At 45.7% G+C, this 16,406-nt stretch carries 16 protein-coding genes; all 16 read left to right on the forward strand.

Annotation, left to right across the window (positions count from 1 at the left end):
- Positions 1-42: 42 nt before the first annotated feature.
- The 16 genes from hfq (at position 43) to mqo (ending at position 16,401) form a co-directional block, all read left to right on the forward strand.
- Positions 43-294, forward strand: coding sequence for an RNA chaperone Hfq (gene hfq / locus QQL66_RS05635; RefSeq protein ID WP_284379772.1), 252 nt, complete (start codon positions 43-45; stop codon positions 292-294).
- A gap of 172 nt (positions 295-466) precedes the next feature.
- The gene (hflX, locus tag QQL66_RS05640) at positions 467-1,777 is read left to right on the forward strand and encodes a ribosome rescue GTPase HflX (RefSeq protein WP_284379775.1); all 1,311 of its coding nucleotides are present in this window, start codon (positions 467-469) and stop codon (positions 1,775-1,777) included.
- Between the two features lie 87 nt (positions 1,778-1,864).
- A complete protein-coding gene (hflK, locus tag QQL66_RS05645) occupies positions 1,865-3,019 on the forward strand; it encodes an FtsH protease activity modulator HflK (RefSeq protein WP_284379776.1) in 1,155 nt (384 codons plus the stop codon).
- On the forward strand, positions 3,019-3,894 hold the full coding sequence (hflC, locus tag QQL66_RS05650; protein WP_284379778.1) for a protease modulator HflC: 876 nt from the start codon (positions 3,019-3,021) through the stop codon (positions 3,892-3,894). The genes hflK and hflC overlap by 1 nt, the downstream gene beginning before the upstream one ends.
- A 115-nt stretch (positions 3,895-4,009) precedes the next feature.
- The gene (locus QQL66_RS05655) at positions 4,010-4,207 is read left to right on the forward strand and encodes a DUF2065 domain-containing protein (RefSeq protein ID WP_284379780.1); all 198 of its coding nucleotides are present in this window, start codon (positions 4,010-4,012) and stop codon (positions 4,205-4,207) included.
- Positions 4,208-4,253: 46 nt separating this feature from the next.
- Entirely contained in the window at positions 4,254-5,423 is a 1,170-nt protein-coding gene (locus QQL66_RS05660; RefSeq protein ID WP_284379782.1) for an ATP phosphoribosyltransferase regulatory subunit, read from the forward strand.
- 88 nt (positions 5,424-5,511) lie between these two features.
- Complete coding sequence (locus QQL66_RS05665; protein ID WP_284379784.1) at positions 5,512-6,804, forward strand: adenylosuccinate synthase; 1,293 nt, start codon at positions 5,512-5,514, stop codon at positions 6,802-6,804.
- Positions 6,805-6,943: 139 nt separating this feature from the next.
- Positions 6,944-9,382 carry a ribonuclease R gene (gene rnr, locus QQL66_RS05670; RefSeq protein ID WP_431356889.1) on the forward strand — a complete coding sequence of 813 codons (2,439 nt, stop codon included), beginning with the start codon at positions 6,944-6,946 and terminating at the stop codon, positions 9,380-9,382.
- Positions 9,383-9,493: 111 nt separating this feature from the next.
- The gene (gene rlmB, locus QQL66_RS05675; protein WP_284379787.1) at positions 9,494-10,258 is read left to right on the forward strand and encodes a 23S rRNA (guanosine(2251)-2'-O)-methyltransferase RlmB; all 765 of its coding nucleotides are present in this window, start codon (positions 9,494-9,496) and stop codon (positions 10,256-10,258) included.
- A gap of 118 nt (positions 10,259-10,376) precedes the next feature.
- Entirely contained in the window at positions 10,377-10,871 is a 495-nt protein-coding gene (locus QQL66_RS05680; RefSeq protein WP_284379790.1) for a DUF2059 domain-containing protein, read from the forward strand.
- 179 nt (positions 10,872-11,050) lie between these two features.
- Positions 11,051-11,467 (forward strand): 30S ribosomal protein S6, encoded by a 417-nt coding sequence (gene rpsF, locus QQL66_RS05685; protein WP_284379792.1) that lies wholly within the window; start codon positions 11,051-11,053, stop codon positions 11,465-11,467.
- Between the two features lie 25 nt (positions 11,468-11,492).
- A complete protein-coding gene (gene rpsR / locus QQL66_RS05690; protein ID WP_284379794.1) occupies positions 11,493-11,720 on the forward strand; it encodes a 30S ribosomal protein S18 in 228 nt (75 codons plus the stop codon).
- A 15-nt stretch (positions 11,721-11,735) separates the two neighbouring features.
- Entirely contained in the window at positions 11,736-12,602 is an 867-nt protein-coding gene (locus QQL66_RS05695; RefSeq protein ID WP_284379795.1) for a hypothetical protein, read from the forward strand.
- Between the two features lie 20 nt (positions 12,603-12,622).
- Positions 12,623-13,069, forward strand: a complete 447-nt coding sequence (gene rplI / locus QQL66_RS05700; protein ID WP_284379797.1) for a 50S ribosomal protein L9 — start codon at positions 12,623-12,625, stop codon at positions 13,067-13,069.
- A gap of 168 nt (positions 13,070-13,237) precedes the next feature.
- On the forward strand, positions 13,238-14,629 hold the full coding sequence (dnaB, locus tag QQL66_RS05705) for a replicative DNA helicase (RefSeq protein ID WP_284379799.1): 1,392 nt from the start codon (positions 13,238-13,240) through the stop codon (positions 14,627-14,629).
- Positions 14,630-14,919: 290 nt separating this feature from the next.
- Positions 14,920-16,401 carry a malate dehydrogenase (quinone) gene (gene mqo, locus QQL66_RS05710; RefSeq protein WP_431356890.1) on the forward strand — a complete coding sequence of 494 codons (1,482 nt, stop codon included), beginning with the start codon at positions 14,920-14,922 and terminating at the stop codon, positions 16,399-16,401.
- The last annotated feature ends 5 nt before the right edge of the window (positions 16,402-16,406 follow it).

Consider the following 16,406-nt stretch of genomic DNA (forward strand, 5'->3'; position numbering starts at 1 on the left):
TGAATGCAATAATTATTACAAACCTCTTAAGGAGAATTCGTAATGTCAAAAGGGCACTCTTTACAAGACCCTTATTTGAATGTGCTTCGTAAAGAACGCATTCCAGTGTCTATCTTTTTAGTTAACGGGATTAAACTTCAAGGTCAAATCGAGTCGTTCGATCAATTCGTAATTTTGCTAAAAAATACCGTGAGTCAGATGGTATATAAGCACGCAATTTCTACGATCGTGCCTTCACGTAGTGTTCGTTTGCCACAGCAAGATGCTGTTACAAAAGACGGTGAAGACGACTAAGTTTTACTTGGTATTTGCTTGTTTGTTGTAACAAGCTCCGATCTGCTCTTCGAAAGGCTACAGGGACTGTTTTCCAATTAAGAGCGTTTTAAATTAAGGCACTTTCCTCGATAACGATTGTTTTGTCTGTCATTATTGAGAGTGCCTTTTTGTGTGTCTATTGGGAGGCCGATTGTTTTTCGAACGTCCTGAAGGTGGTGAACTGGCTGTCCTGGTTCACATTGACTTCACTTCCGACCAAAACTCTGAAGACGTAGATGAGTTTCAAGATCTTGTGACCTCTGCAGGTGCTGAGCCTGTGTGTTTGATTCGAGGTACAAGAAATCATCCTAATTCAAAATATTTTGTGGGTACCGGCAAGCTTGATGAGATTCGTCAGGCGGTTGAGCTGCATGAAGCTGAAGTTGTGATCTTTAATCATGCGTTGGCACCTGGCCAGGAGAAGAACCTGGAGCATGTGCTTCAATGTCGGGTATTGGATCGTACAACTCTTATTTTGGATATCTTTGCTCAACGAGCGAGAACGCACGAAGGTAAATTACAGGTTGAGTTGGCTCAGTTGCAGCATATGTCGACTCGATTGATTCGTGGTTGGACTCACTTGGAACGCCAAAAGGGTGGGATTGGCTTGCGTGGTCCGGGTGAAACGCAATTGGAATCCGACCGTCGATTATTACGCGAGCGTGTAAAGAATATTCAAAAGCGCTTGGAAAAAGTTAAGAAACAACGTGATCAGGGGCGCAAGGCAAGACGCCGTTCGTCAACGCCTACCGTCTCTATTGTTGGTTATACCAATGCGGGCAAATCGACGTTATTTAATGCGTTGACTGACTCGGATGTCTATGCAGCTGATCAGTTGTTTGCGACCTTGGATCCTACGCTTCGTAAGATTACCCTGCCAAATAGTGGGCCTGTCGTCTTGGCTGATACTGTGGGGTTCATTCGTCACTTACCTCATAAGTTAGTGCAGGCGTTTCGGGCAACATTGGAAGAAACCTGTGAGGCTGATTTGTTGCTTCATGTGACAGATGCCAGTGATGAGCAGCGCTATGATAACATCGAACAGGTTAACTCTGTGTTGCAGGAGATTGGTGCGCATGAGATTCCGTGTTTGCATGTCTTTAATAAAATTGACTGCTTGAGCAATACTGAACCAAGAGTCGAACGGGATGATCATGGTCGTCCTATTCGGGTTTGGTTGTCGGCCAAGGATAAGTTAGGTTTCGATGGATTGTTGGAATCTTTGTCAGAATTGTTGTCTGAAGATCTTTATAAAGGTCAATGGGTGCTGGATCATGCACATGCATCTGTCCGAGCTAGACTCTATGAGCTAGATTTATTGGAGCATGAAGAGTTTGATGAGCAAGGTCGGTATGTGTTGGATGTACTGGGACCGACAGCGGATTTGCTTCAAGTCCTGTCTAAAGCAGGGGTTGATCCATATTTATATCTTCCTAAGCCGGATAAGGAAGATTGGGAGTAAATGTAAGAATTACCTACATTTTTGGAGCACAATTGGATAAACTTTTGTGCAGCTTTTGGAATTTTGAAACCAGAATGGAGTATCAAGATGGCTTGGAATGAGCCGGGTGGTAACAACCAGGACCCTTGGGGTGGTCGCCGTGGAAATGACGGCCCGCCAGATTTAGATGAAGTAATAAAGAAAGCAATGGACAAAATGGGGGGCTTGTTTGGAAGTAAGCCTCCTGCCGGTGGTAGCTCGAGTGGTGGCTTTGGCCCGATCGCTGTGATTGTCTTTATTGCTCTGCTTATCGCTGCGGTGTATGACTCGATTCATATTATCGATCAACGTGAGCAAGCCGTTGTTTTACGCTTAGGTAAATATCATGAGACCTGGGGCCCAGGTTTGCAGTGGAAATTTCCTTTGGTGGATTCAGTCACTAAAGAGAATGTGACGAAAGTACAATCGAAGTCGTTCAACAATAAAATGCTGACGGAAGACGAGAATATCGTCGAGGTCACTATTTCGGTTCAGTACGTCATCAGTGATATTAAGAGCTATGTGCTGAATGTTCGTAATCCACAGAATAGCTTGAGTCAGGCGGCTGAGAGTGCGTTGCGACATGAAGTCGGTTCCTCTGAGATGCATTTTGTATTGACGGAAGGTCGTGAAACACTGGCTTCAGAAGTGCAAGTCCGTATTCAGAGCTATCTGGATGCGTATGGAACTGGTTTGACCGTAAGCAAAGTGAACCTGGAAGGCGCTCAGGCACCGGCTGAAGTACAAGATGCGTTTCTTGATGTGACTAAAGCTAAAGAAGACGAGGTTCGTCTTCGTAACGAAGCGGAAACTTATGCAAACGGTATTATTCCTGAAGCGCGTGGTCAGGCTCAGCGTCAAATGGAAGAAGCAAATGCATATAAAGAGCAGGTGGTTGCTAAAGCGGTGGGTGAGGCTGATCGCTTTAATCAATTACTTGTGGAATACAAGCGTGCACCAGAAGTAACTCGTGAGCGTTTGTACATTGACACCATTCAGAAGGTATTGGCTGAAACACCAAAGGTGTTGGTTGATGTTGAAGGTGGCAATAACATGATGTACTTACCCTTGGATAAAATCGTTGGCAATCGTGTGACTGAATCAGTTGCGCAGACAGGAGGTCAGAGTCTGAATGCTTCTGATCTGGATAAGGTGACTCGTCAAGTGATTGATGAACTTCGCCAACGCCAATCAAGTAATCGCCGCACCAGGGAGCTAAGATAATGTCATCTAGAAGTTTATTTGTTTCTATCGTGATTTTGCTTTCCTTGGCGATTGCCTCCAATGTGTTGTACATCGTTAAGGAAACTGAAAGAGGCGTTTTGTTGCGCTTTGGTGAGGTGGTTGATGCGGATCTTAAACCGGGTATTCATGTCAAAATGCCTGTGATGCATCAGGTTCGTAAATTTGATGCTCGTGTTTTGACCTTGGATTACACGCCGCAGTCTTATTTAACACAAGATAAGAAGCCTTTGATTGTTGATTCGTTTGTAAAATGGCGAATCAAGGATGTATCCAAGTTCTACACTGCAACCTCTGGGGATGAAATAGCTGCCTCTCGTTTGTTGGCATCCCGTGTGGATGACGGGCTTCGTAAGCAATTTGCTCAGCGTACAGTTCATGAAGTAATTTCTGGTCAGCGTGATGAGCTGATGGATGACTTAACCGTGAAGTTGAATCAAGTAGTGCTGACTGACATTGGTGTTGAGTTACTGGATATCCGTGTGAAGGGTATTGAGCTGCCTGAGCGTGTGAACGAAGATGTATACAAGCGTATGAGATCTGAGCGTGAACGTGAAGCGCGTGAGTATCGTTCTCGTGGTCGTGAGTTGGCGGAAGGTATTCGTGCTGATGCTGATCGTCGTCGTACTATTATTGAAGCAAATGCTTACCGTGAAGCTGAAAAGATTCGAGGTGATGGCGATGCTCAGTCTGCTCGCATTTATGCGGAAGCGTTTAGTAAAGATCCTGAGTTTTACTCGTTTGTTCGCAGCCTGAAGGCTTATCAAGAGACCTTTAGTGCAGATAGTGATGTCATGATTCTGGACTCGGATAGCGACTTCTTTAAATACTTAGGCGCGCCTAAAACGAAGCAGTAAGGAAAATAGATAAATGAGCCCGCAATTTGTTGGGGTTATTTACTAAGTTCGTGTTATGATACCGCACCGGGTCAAAGACCCGGTTTTTTTGTGTTTGTATAAAGCCTGATTTTTTATGTCGGATGAATTTCTGAACAGTCTGATCGCTGGTTTTTGTTTGATGTTGGTCTTTGAAGGTGTACTTCCCTTTCTAGTGCCACAACAGTGGCGAGAGACCGTCACCAAAATCGCACAGATGAATGATCGGTCGATCCGGAAAGTCGGGTTATGTTCCATGATTGCAGGTTTAGTGCTTCTTTATTTACTAGTCTGAATACCTGTGGAAATTTCTTCTTTAGGATAGAAGTGAGAGTCGCTTTATGACGATTGCGGATCGTTGGTTGTTGCCAGATGGGGTGGAAGATATCCTACCTCCAAAGGCAGAGCAGATTGAAACATTACGATCAAAGTTGTTGGACTTATATAAGTCATGGGGGTATGACCAAGTGATGCCGCCTATGATGGAGTATCTTGAGTCATTGCTTACCGGTGTTGGTCATGATCTGGATACTCAAACGTTCAAAGTTACAGACCAATTGAATGGTCGTTTGATGGGTGTAAGAGCTGATATTACCCCTCAAGTGGCTCGTATTGATGCGCACTCACTTGCTCGTGAAGGTGTGTCTCGTTTCTGTTATGCAGGACAGGTTCTGCATACCAAGCCAGCTCATACCATGGATACTCGTAATCCGATTCAATTGGGTGCGGAAGTATATGGACACGCTGGTATCGCCAGTGATTTTGAAGTAATTGCATTGATGCTGGAGTCTCTGAAACTCTCAAAAATTGAAGCGATTACCTTGGATCTAGGGCATGTGGGTGTTTTCCGAAGCTTAATGCAAAAAGCGGCTTTAGATTCGGATCAGGAGCGTGGGCTGTTTGATATCCTGCGCCGTAAAGCGTTGCCTGAATTAGAAGCTTATATCCCGAAATATTTCAAAAACCAATCTCTGGGTGAAGCTGTACGTCAGTTGGCGTACTTATGCGGTGGTCCTGAAATCCTAAATACCATCAGAGAATTGGTTGCACCGTTGTCGGCGGATGCTGTCGAAGCGGTGGATGCGTTGAAACAGTTGGTTGGTCGTATTCAGACTCAATTTTCTGATGTAAACATCTACATCGATTTAAGTGAATTACGAGGCTATAACTACCATACGGGTGTTGTGTTCTCGGCCTTTAAAACCGGTGGTAGTCAACCGTTGGCATCTGGTGGTCGATACGATGAAACGGGTAAAGTGTTTGGTCGCGCCAGACCGGCAACCGGTTTCAGTCTGAATTTATTGAAAGTTGCGGATGTAACTTCTCTGGAGGTTGCTAAGTCTAAGCTGATTTTGGCGCCTGAGCAGAGTGAAGGTGATTTAAATGTGTTGATTGATGAGCTTCGTGCCAAAGGGCATAGAGTGATTCGTCAGTTGACGGACTCAGATGTAGAACTATGTGATGCTGTCTTGACTCAGGTTGATGGCAAATGGATGGTTCAGGATCGCTAGCGATCCAAAGAATTTAATTTTTAGCCGGTCTTTGGATTGGCAAAGTGTTTTTAAACTCAGTGTTTAGCGTGGTCTAGAGAAGAATACTATGGGCAAGAACGTTGTGGTTCTAGGCACCCAATGGGGTGACGAAGGTAAGGGTAAGATCGTTGACTTGTTAACCGAGCAGACGGCAGCCGTTGTTCGCTATCAAGGCGGTCATAATGCGGGTCATACATTGGTAGTGAACGGTGAAAAAACCGTGCTTCACCTGATCCCGTCAGGCATACTTCGTGAGAATGTTACCTGCATGATCGGTAATGGTGTTGTGCTATCTCCTGAAGCCTTGTTGAAAGAAATTGCAAAGCTTGAAGAGCAAGGCGTTCCTGTTCGCGAGCGTCTGAAAATCAGCCCTGCTTGTCCATTGATTCTTCCATATCACGTGGCGTTGGATCAGGCGCGTGAAGTAGCTCGTGGTAAGCAAAAAATCGGTACTACTGGTCGTGGTATTGGTCCTGCTTACGAAGACAAAGTTGCTCGTCGTGGTTTGCGTTTGGGTGATCTTCTTAACAAAGATAAGTTCGCTGAAAAACTAAAAGAAGTACTTGAGTATCATAACTTCGTACTGACCAATTATTTCAAAGCAGATGCGTTGGATTTTGATCAGGTGCTGGCTGAAGCACTAGAGATGGGTGAGCAATTGGCACCAATGGTTGCGGATGTAACTTGCTTGTTGCATGGATTACGTGAGCAGGGTGCGAACATTATGTTCGAAGGTGCTCAAGGTTCATTGCTAGACATTGACCATGGTACTTATCCATTCGTGACGTCTTCCAACACCACCGCTGGCGGCACAGCAACGGGTAGCGGTTTTGGTCCTTTGTATCTGGATTACATTCTAGGTATTACCAAAGCATATACTACTCGTGTTGGTTCCGGTCCTTTCCCAACGGAGTTGTTTGATGATGTAGGTGCGGGTCTGGCAGAGCGTGGTCATGAGTTCGGTTCGACGACTGGTCGTGCACGTCGTTGTGGCTGGTTCGACGCTGTTGCTCTTAAGCATGCGATCCAAGTTAACAGTGTGTCTGGTATTTGTTTGACCAAGTTGGACGTGTTGGACGGCATGGACGAAGTAAAAGTCTGTGTTGGTTATAAGAAAGCAGGTGCAGATTGCACTACACCAATGCACTCTGACGACTATGAAGGTCTTGAGCCAGTATATGAAAGCTTGCCAGGCTGGAAAGAGTCTACCGTAGGTGCGAAGTCCATCGAGGATCTTCCTGCAAACGCTAAGGCGTACATTGAGTATGTTGAAAAGGCCATTGGTGCCCCAATCGACATTATCTCAACCGGGCCTGATCGAGCAGAAACGATCATTAAGCGTGATCCATTCAACGCTTAATAACGAAAAAGGGGCGATAAGCCCCTTTTTTAATGTGACCATTAAATGAAATGGTTGTTTTAAACAAGATAATAAGTTTTGTAATACACTTGCTGATGAGATAGTCAAAAGTATTACAAGTAAACTTTCAATATAGGATATGAATTTGAAAGATCCCTTTGGTCAGCGAGAAGCTGATAAATATGAGAATCCGGTGCCGAGCCGAGAATTAATTACCTCATTTTTGGAAGAGGCGGGCAAAGCTTTAACCCATTCTCAATTATGTTCAGCGATGCAAATCTTCGATGACGAACGTATTGAAGCCATGCGTCGACGCTTAATCGCGATGTCCCGTGATGGCCAACTAATAACTGATAAGCAACAACGATACAAACCTATTTCCGCTATTCCTACCATTGACGGTCGAGTAATTGGACATCGTGATGGTTATGGATTTGTTCAGCCGGATGATAAGTCCCCTGATTTATACCTAAATGCACGAGAAATGAACAAGGTCTTTGATGGTGATCTTGTGCGAGTGATGGTCAGTGGTATTGATCATAAAGGTCGTCGGGAGGCCCGGATTATCCAGGTCTTAGAGCATAAAACCGTTCAGTTGGTCGGGCGCTATTATGCGGAAGGCAAAGGTGGTTTTGTGGTGCCTGACAGCCGTCGTATGTCTCAGGAGGTATCTGTTTCTCCAGAGGCAGATGGTGGTGCATCGTCTGGGCAGTATGTAGTTGTTGAAATTGAACGACAACCGTCACGACGTGAAAAAGCGTCAGGGCGAGTGATTAAAATACTTGGTGACCACTTGGCGCCGGGAATGGAAATCGACGTTGCTTTGCATACCTACGATGTGCCGCATGAGTGGCCGGAAGGTGTATTGAGTGAAGTGGCGCACTTTACTGAAAGTGTTGCCGAGGAAGACAAAACTCTTCGAGTAGATTTAAGAGCCTTGCCTCTGGTGACGATTGATGGTGAAGACGCCAAAGACTTTGATGATGCGGTTTACTGTGAGAGGAAAAAGTCCGGCGGCTGGCGATTGATTGTCGCGATTGCTGATGTTTCTCATTACGTGAAATTGCGGACGGAGCTGGATAAAGAAGCACAGAATAGAGCGACGTCTGTGTATTTTCCTGGGCATGTGGTGCCTATGCTTCCTGAAGTGCTTTCGAATGGCCTGTGTTCATTGAATCCGAATGTGGATCGTTTGGCGATGGTCTGCGAAATGAGCATCAGTGCGTCAGGGCGCATGAGTCGTTTCAAGTTTTATGAAGCGGTTATTCGATCTCATGCCCGTCTGACCTATAACCGTGTGGCGGCTTTGATTGAGGCGCCAGAGTCGAAAGAGGCGCAACACTTTAAGGCTGAGTTTCCAACAATCGTACCTTATGTTCAGGAATTGCATCGATTGTATCAGCAGTTGGTTTCATGCCGTGAAGAGCGTGGTGCGATTGATTTTGATACCACTGAAACACGTATCGTGTTTTCGCCTGATCGAAAAATTGAAACCATTGTGCCGGTTATACGCAATGATGCGCATCGAGTCATTGAAGAGTGTATGTTGTGTGCTAACGTAGCGGCCGCTCGTTTCTTGAGAAAGCATCAGTTAGAAGGCTTGTATCGCGTTCACGAAGGGCCTAAGGAACAGAAGCTGATTAACTTAAAAGAGTTTCTGTTTGAGCGTAGTTTGATGCTTGAAGGGGGAATGAAACCGACCCCGGGTGATTACTTGCAGTTAGCTCAAGACATTGAAGAGCGGCCGGATAGACATCTAATTCAGACCATGATGTTGAGGTCTTTGAGTCAGGCGGTCTATCAACCGGATAATCAGGGGCACTTTGGCTTGGCGTACCCTGAGTATACGCACTTTACGTCTCCGATCCGTCGTTACCCTGATTTGTTGGTACACCGTGCGATTCGCAGCGTACTTCGTTCTGAAAAGAAAGAGCACAAAGAAAGTTCCAATGTGCAACGTGTTCCGGAAGCTCAGATATTACCGAGGGAGGCTATTTACCCATACGATATGGCGGCGTTGCTGGCGTTGGGTGAACAGTGTTCGATGGCTGAACGTCGTGCTGATGAGGCCTCTCGGGACGTGATGGCCTTCCTGAAATGTGAGTACATGCAGGAACATGTGGGCGAGGTATTCCCTGGAATTGTGTCAGCAGTGACGGGCTTTGGGTTGTTTGTTGAATTGACCGATGTTTATGTTGAGGGGTTGATACATGTAAGTAACCTCACTAAAGAGTATTTTGAGTTTGATCAGTCACGACACATGTTGATTGGCGAGCGCTCGGGAACCACTTATGCATTGGGTGACGCTGTTGATGTTCGGATTGTTCGTGTAGATCTGGATGAGCGAAAAATTGATCTGGAGTTGGTGGATCACCGGCAGTCGGTTAAAACCAGAAGATCTAAGAAGAAAGCCAATCTCAACGAGTCTCTTGGGCCGAAAAAGAAAGGTCGAGGTAAAAGCGGAGCGAAACATCGTCCGACCAGAGAATCGGATGCTTCTCCCAAGAAGAAAAAGAGCGCGAAAAAATCCAAGCGTGCGTCTGTAAAGACCACCTCAAAAGCGCGCAAGAAAAAGTAATGCTGGCTGTTATGTCGGCTAGTTGGCCTGAACAGTAAAGCTGTTCAGGTTGTTGATTGTTCGGGCGCAAGCTTGCCCGATAAGTGAAAGTTCGAGTAGTAGAGAAAAAGAATGGCTAAAGGCGAGTCTGCGGACAGTTCTAATCTGGTGTTTGGCATTAATGCGGTATCTTCCTTGTTGAAGAAGAGCGCAAAGGACATAGGTGTCCTGTATGTGCTTTCGGGCAAGCGAAATCAGCGGGTCAACGATCTGATGGATGTTGCACGTAAGTTACATATACGAGTTGATCGCGTTGGTGCGGAATTTTTTGATCTGAAAGTACCTGATGGTGTTCATCAGGGGGTAATGGCTGAAACTCAGGTTAATTACGCAAAAGATGAAGCTTTTCTGGATCAGTTGTTAGAAGGCTTAGATGTGCCGCCTTTCTTATTGGTTCTGGATGGTGTGACCGATCCTCATAATATTGGTGCGTGTTTACGAACAGCAGACGCTGCTGGTATTCATGCGGTGATTGCACCTAAGGATAAATCCGGAACGCTTAACTCTACTGCTGTGAAAGTAGCGTGTGGGGCGGCGGAAAATACGCCGTTTGTTTCTGTGACAAATTTGGCTCGGTGTCTGAAAAAGTTACAGGATCGCGGTGTTTGGATCACGGGTACGGCAGGTGAGGCGACAACCTCAATTTACCAAACCGACCTGACTGGGCCGACGGCCATTGTCATGGGAGCTGAAGGTAAAGGGATGCGTCGTCTAACGCGCGAGGCCTGTGATAACTTGACCTTTATGCCGATGGCAGGTGAGGTAAGTAGTCTCAATGTTTCTGTGGCAACCGGGGTTATCTTATTTGAGGCGGTGCGTCAGCGAACTTTGGGTTAGTTCGAGACGGTTTTTAATTTGAGAACGGGTTGGCACTTTTCTTTGTGTGTTATTGAAAATCATACGATGTGTTACATTATGTAATTCTTTGTGCTAACTCCTGTTTCGTTGATGGGTCATGTTATTTAAGTCTCTTGTTTCCGCTGTATTACTGTTTGTCAGTATTAATGCTTTCTCTGCGTCAGAGCAGTTGATTCGGCAGGAAGTGTCTCGCTTTTTCAAATTGACGGAAGCGATTAACGTAGAGCCGGTTAAAAAACGGGTTGGCGTGTTAATCAACCGCAAGTTGCGACATAACAACTCTGGATTGCGACAAGTGCACTATCAGACAGTTGAAAGTGTCGTAGCTCGTGAGATTGACCGTTTAACGTCTGAAGAGTACTTTTTTGAGCAGTACTATCAGATATACAAAGAGCACTACTCATTAGATGAACTTCGTCAAATTAATGCATTTTTTGAATCGCAGGCGGGACGTAAGTTTATTCAGAGTCGTACTGAAGTCCATCAGGACGTCAGTACGACGACCGTTAAGATGATCCACCGTTTGGTGGATGATATCGCTCCCAAAGTTCAGCAGTCATTAGCCAGTGCTGGCTACGATGTGGATATCTAACTCGCATTCAGAGTTTTCCTGGATCAGCCCCTTCTTAATTTGCTTGATTGTTTTTCATCCAGTCTATAGAATGCCTGCCACCTTTCTGTCTGCTTATTAAAAGTACAGAAAAGGTTCAAACATTCCTCCTTGCCTCACCTTGAAACAGTGGGAGGCTATTAACCCATAAGGAGCATTTTATGCGTCATTATGAAATCGTTTTTCTGGTACACCCAGATCAAAGCGAACAAGTACCAGCGATGATCGAGCGTTATCGTTCTTCTATCGAAACAACTGGTGGTGCGATTCACCGTCTTGAAGACTGGGGCCGTCGTCAACTTGCTTACCCAATCAACAAAATTCACAAAGCACACTACGTTCTTATGAATGTTGAGTGTGGTGATGAGGCGTTGGAAGAGTTGAACAACAGCTTCCGTTATAACGATGCTGTTCTTCGTAACATGGTTATCCGTCGTAAAGACGCAGTAACTGAAGTATCTCCAATCAAAGCTGCTGACTCTAAAGAGCGTCGTCCACGTGATGAAGCTAAGCCAGAAGCAGTTGAAGCTCCAGAAGCAACTGAAGAAGCATCAGCTTCTGAAGACGCTGCTGAATAATTGATTAGGTAATAGGAGATATACAATGGCTCGTTTTTTCCGTCGTAGAAAATTCTGTCGCTTCACTGCTGAAGGTGTTGCTGAGATCGATTACAAAGATCTAGACACTTTGAAAGGCTACATCACTGAAACTGGCAAAATCGTACCTAGCCGTATCACTGGTACAAAAGCTAAGTATCAGCGTCAGCTAGCGACTGCAATTAAGCGTGCACGTTACGTGGCTCTTTTGCCATACACTGACGCACACGAATAATTTAAGGAGAGTTTCATGCTCTGGCTGGCTCAAACAGCTTTAAAGAGCCGTCTGCATGCGATTTCTCTGGCGGTAGGTTTTGTCTTACTGCCATTCTTTACTTGGCTAGGGGCTGCTGTTGCAGCATTGATTACCTTAGCCAAGGGCCCCAGAGAAGGTGGGATGTGTTTCGCCGTTGTTTCGATTCCGAGTCTGTATTTGGCATTGGATGGGCAGCGAGCTGATCTTATACATCTTCTTTTGACCTGGTTAATCGCTGTGGTGCTCTGGTGGTCAAAGTCATGGATATATGTATTGGTGGCGTTGGTGAGTGCAGGCTGTGTTCAGCATGCGCTTGTTCCTGTGCTCACGGATTCTCAACTCAATGAGTTGACGGCTGCAGTGAATCAAATGATTCAGGAAATTTCAGCTCAGAATCCAGATGCCGGGCCGATCGAGCCGCCTTCCCAGGCGTTGTATGCTGGAGGCATTCAGCTGTGGTCTGTGTTAGGTGCTTTCATTAGTTTGATGTTTGCCCGATATATGCAGGCAGCGGTGTATAACCCTGGTGGATTTCGAAAAGAATTTCATTCGCTTCGTTTTCCATACAGTGTGATGTCGTTGTTGCTTGGCGCAGCTTTTTTGTTAAGTGTGCTGGGTGATAGCTTTATCAGCTATGTACCAATGTTGGTTTTGCCTCTGGTGATTGCTGGTATATCTGTGGTTCATGGCAGTATTGAGATCAAAAAACTCGGTGGGAACTGGTTAGTACTTTTTTACGTAAGTTTAGTACTGGTAAGTTCTCTAACTCTTTTACTACTGATTGTATTAGCAGCCTTGGATAGTGTCTTTGATATTCGTTCAAAACTGTCTGCGGCAAGTAATGAAAATAATCAGTATTAGTAACTTTTGAGGACAGCGAGATGGAAATTATTCTACTCGAACGTGTTGGTAAACTTGGTAACCTTGGTGACAAGGTAACTGTTAAAGCTGGCTACGGCCGTAACTTCCTTATCCCTTTCGGTAAGGCAGTACCTGCAACTGCAGCAAACATTGCTGATTTTGAAGCACGTCGTGCTGAGCTTGAGCAAGCAGCAGCTGACAAGTTGACTTCTGCAGAAGCGCGCGCAGAGCAAATCAATGGCTTCACTTTGAACATCGCAGCAAACGCTGGTGACGAAGGTAAGCTATTCGGTTCTATTGGTCCACGTGACGTTGCTGAAGCAATGACTGAAGCTGGTGTTGAAGCGAACAAATCTGAAGTTCGTATGCCAGAAGGTCCAATCCGTAACGTTGGTGAATTTGAAATTGATGTTCAACTTCACAGCGATGTTACAGCTACTTTGAAAGTGACTGTTGTTGCTGAATAAGAGCGCGTGACGCGATTGAGAGAAATGATGAATTTCGTTTCTCTCAGAGATAGCTCGACTATCTCCAAAAGGCATCGGTGGTTTATACTGCCGGTGCTTTTTTTGTTTTACCGTATGTGTTTTATCATTGTTGTTTAGTCATTGTGAAGGTTCGAGCGTTTAGAAACTATGTCTGAGACTGAAGATCTGGATTTAATTAGAAAGCCGCCATTTTCCCTTGAGGCAGAACAGTCTGTATTGGGCGGTTTGATGCTGGATAATGAAGCATGGGATGGTGTGGCTGAAAAGTTAATGGAACGGGATTTCTATGAAGCTTCACATCGCCAGATATACAGTGTGATGACCCAGTTGGTGATCAAAGAAAAACCCATTGATCCTCTGACATTAAGTGATGAGTTAGAGCGCTTGGGGGAGTTGGATGACATTGGCGGGCAAGCGTATTTGGCTGAACTGGCTCATAACACGCCAACCTCTACCAATATCCTGGCGTATGCGGATATCGTTCGGGAACGTTCTGTTATTCGACAGCTACTTTCGGAAGTGTCGAGTATTGCGGACAGAGCTTATCGTCCTGAAGGTGCGAACAGTGATGAAATTTTGGACGATGCAGAGCGACGAATTCTTCAGATTGCGGAATCCAGAAATAAGAAAGATGCCGGTCCTCAGCATATTAAACCAGTATTGAAGAACACCCTTGATAACATCGAAATGTTGGTAAAGCAGGGTGGTGACATTACTGGCGTGACCACCGGGTTTACTGAGCTCGATAAGATGACCTCGGGTATGCAGCCTTCGGATTTGATTATTGTGGCGGCTCGTCCTTCTATGGGGAAAACCACCTTTGCGATGAACTTGGTGGAAAATGCCTTGCTGCGCAATAAAGGGGGCTGTCCTGCCTTGGTATTCAGTCTTGAGATGCCATCGGAACAGATTGTGATGAGGATGATCGCTTCGCTTGGTGGGATTAACCAAACCGAAGTAAGAACCGGTAAGCTCAATGAAGAAGGTTGGAGTAAGTTGAGTGCGGCGGTCACTATGTTGAACGATAAGCCGTTGTTCATTGATGATCAGGCCGGATTGACCCCGAATGAGATGAAAGCACGGGCCCGTCGAGTGCACCGAGAGTGTCAGGAGTACGGTGGCCTGGGATTGATTATGGTGGACTACTTGCAGTTGATGCGGGTTCCGGGCTTTGAAAATAATCGTACCCAAGAGATTTCTGAAATTTCTCGCTCGTTAAAAGCGTTGGCAAAAGAGCTTGAATGTCCTGTGGTGGCATTGGCTCAGTTAAACCGTAGTTTGGAGCAGCGACCAAACAAGCGCCCTGTAAACTCAGACTTGCGTGAATCGGGTGCAATCGAGCAGGATGCTGACGTGATTATGTTTATCTACCGGGACGCTGTGTATAACGAAGAGTCTCCGCCGGAGCGTGCTGAAATTATTATTGGTAAACAACGTAACGGCCCGATTGGTTCGATGCCAATCAAATTTGAAGGGGCGTTTTCTCGTTTCGTAGATGCTATGCCGGATGAGTATGAGGCGTGGGCGAACGAAGAATAGTTCAGCTCCTGAATATTCATTAAGTTACAATTTAGCGAACTTATGTGTTGGCTAGATCGAGCATATAATTAATTTATTGTGTATAATGCGCCCGCTCTCGTAGGCCGCATCAGGGCTGGGCTGGGGGTGTTTAAATCTGGTGCGTGATGTAACGAGATGGTGCGTTATTTGGTTTTAACGGGTCTACAAGATTTGGCTGGTTGAGACTTTTTGGAAGCTGTTAAGCGCTCAAAAAGAAGTGCATGTTTCTAAGTTTATTTGAATAAATAATTCTTGGTAAGGCGAAGGCAATGGCTGTAAAAACAACTGATGTATTGTTAGTCGGTGGCGGTGTAATGAGCGCAACTCTGGGCATGATGCTTCAGCAGTTGGACCCCTCAATGAAAATTACCATGATCGAAAGATTGGATCATGTAGCTCATGAAAGTACAGATGGATGGAATAATGCGGGCACAGGGCATGCCGGCTACTGTGAATTAAATTATACCCCTCAAGTAGCGGATGGCTCAGTCGAGATCGACCGAGCGCTATCAATCAATGCTGCGTTTGAATCCTCCTTACAGCTTTGGTCTTATCTGGTTCAAAACGGTTGTCTACCGGAACCTACAAATTTCATAAACCCTGTGCCGCACTTGAGCTTTGTATGGGGTGAGGATGATGTCGCTTTCTTGCGTGAGCGTCATCAGAAGTTGTCTGCGCATCACTTGTTTGAAGGGATGGAGTACTCTGAAGACCCTCGTACTCTTGAACAGTGGATGCCGTTAGTAATGCATGGTCGTAAAGCGGATAAGCCGGTTGCTGCGACCCGTGTAAAGCACGGCAGCGATGTGGACTTCGGTTCATTGACTCGTAGCATGATCGAACACCTGAAGAAGTCCGAAAACTTTGAGCTGAAGCTTAGTACTTCCGTGGTGAAGCTGGCTCAGCGTGAGAACGGTGTTTGGAAAATTCGTACAAAAGCAAATGAAACCAAAGAAATTCAGACCTACGATGCCAACTTTGTGTTCTTGGGCGCAGGTGGTGGTGCGTTGCCTCTGTTACAGAAGTCGGGTATTCCTGAGCGTAAAGGTTACGGTGGTTTCCCCGTAAGCGGTCAGTGGTTGGTGTGTACTAAGCCTGAAATCGTGAAGCAGCATTCTTCTAAGGTGTACGGTAAGGCAGCCATTGGTGCGCCGCCTATGTCTGTTCCTCATTTGGATACGCGTATTATTAACGGTGAGCCTGCATTGTTGTTTGGCCCGTTTGCTGGTTTTACTACCAAATTCTTGAAGAAAGGCTCCAAAATGGATCTTTTCGGCTCAGTCAAAGGTAACAACCTGGCACCAATGATGTCGGTGGGCGTTCATAACATGGACCTGACGCGTTATTTGATCAGTGAAGTAATGCAGTCACAAAGTGAGCGTTGTGATTCATTGCGTAATTACTTCCCGGAAGCTAAAGATCAGGATTGGACCTTGGCGAAAGCGGGACAGCGTGTTCAGATCATTAAGAAAGATGAGAACGGTAAAGGCAAGTTGGAATTCGGAACCGAGATGGTTGCGTCGGCTGATGGTTCGTTGGCTGCACTGCTAGGTGCGTCGCCGGGTGCATCAACTGCTGTTCAGGCTATGGTTGAAGTGATTGAGCGTTGCTTTAAAGATCGTATTACACAGCCTGAGTGGGATGCGAAGATGAAAGAAATGATTCCTTCCTACGGTCAGGACTTAGTGTCTGATGCTGACTTGCTCAGAGGTGTAAGAGCTAAAACATTGGATACATTGCGATTGGGTTAATCTTA

This window comes from Litoribrevibacter albus (genome assembly GCF_030159995.1).
Lineage (GTDB): Bacteria > Pseudomonadota > Gammaproteobacteria > Pseudomonadales > Litoribrevibacteraceae > Litoribrevibacter > Litoribrevibacter albus.

Excerpts from the sequence above, each read along its gene's own strand:
- hfq (WP_284379772.1), top strand. The coding sequence starts at position 43 with ATGTCAAAAGGGCACTCTTTACAAGACCCTTATTTGAATGTGCTTCGT.
- hflK (WP_284379776.1), top strand. The coding sequence starts at position 1,865 with ATGGCTTGGAATGAGCCGGGTGGTAACAACCAGGACCCTTGGGGTGGT.
- hflC (WP_284379778.1), top strand. The coding sequence starts at position 3,019 with ATGTCATCTAGAAGTTTATTTGTTTCTATCGTGATTTTGCTTTCCTTG.
- QQL66_RS05655 (WP_284379780.1), top strand. The coding sequence starts at position 4,010 with ATGTCGGATGAATTTCTGAACAGTCTGATCGCTGGTTTTTGTTTGATG.
- QQL66_RS05660 (WP_284379782.1), top strand. The coding sequence starts at position 4,254 with ATGACGATTGCGGATCGTTGGTTGTTGCCAGATGGGGTGGAAGATATC.
- QQL66_RS05665 (WP_284379784.1), top strand. The coding sequence starts at position 5,512 with ATGGGCAAGAACGTTGTGGTTCTAGGCACCCAATGGGGTGACGAAGGT.
- rnr (WP_431356889.1), top strand. The coding sequence starts at position 6,944 with ATGAATTTGAAAGATCCCTTTGGTCAGCGAGAAGCTGATAAATATGAG.
- rlmB (WP_284379787.1), top strand. The coding sequence starts at position 9,494 with ATGGCTAAAGGCGAGTCTGCGGACAGTTCTAATCTGGTGTTTGGCATT.
- QQL66_RS05680 (WP_284379790.1), top strand. The coding sequence starts at position 10,377 with ATGTTATTTAAGTCTCTTGTTTCCGCTGTATTACTGTTTGTCAGTATT.
- rpsF (WP_284379792.1), top strand. The coding sequence starts at position 11,051 with ATGCGTCATTATGAAATCGTTTTTCTGGTACACCCAGATCAAAGCGAA.
- rpsR (WP_284379794.1), top strand. The coding sequence starts at position 11,493 with ATGGCTCGTTTTTTCCGTCGTAGAAAATTCTGTCGCTTCACTGCTGAA.
- QQL66_RS05695 (WP_284379795.1), top strand. The coding sequence starts at position 11,736 with ATGCTCTGGCTGGCTCAAACAGCTTTAAAGAGCCGTCTGCATGCGATT.
- rplI (WP_284379797.1), top strand. The coding sequence starts at position 12,623 with ATGGAAATTATTCTACTCGAACGTGTTGGTAAACTTGGTAACCTTGGT.
- dnaB (WP_284379799.1), top strand. The coding sequence starts at position 13,238 with ATGTCTGAGACTGAAGATCTGGATTTAATTAGAAAGCCGCCATTTTCC.
- mqo (WP_431356890.1), top strand. The coding sequence starts at position 14,920 with ATGGCTGTAAAAACAACTGATGTATTGTTAGTCGGTGGCGGTGTAATG.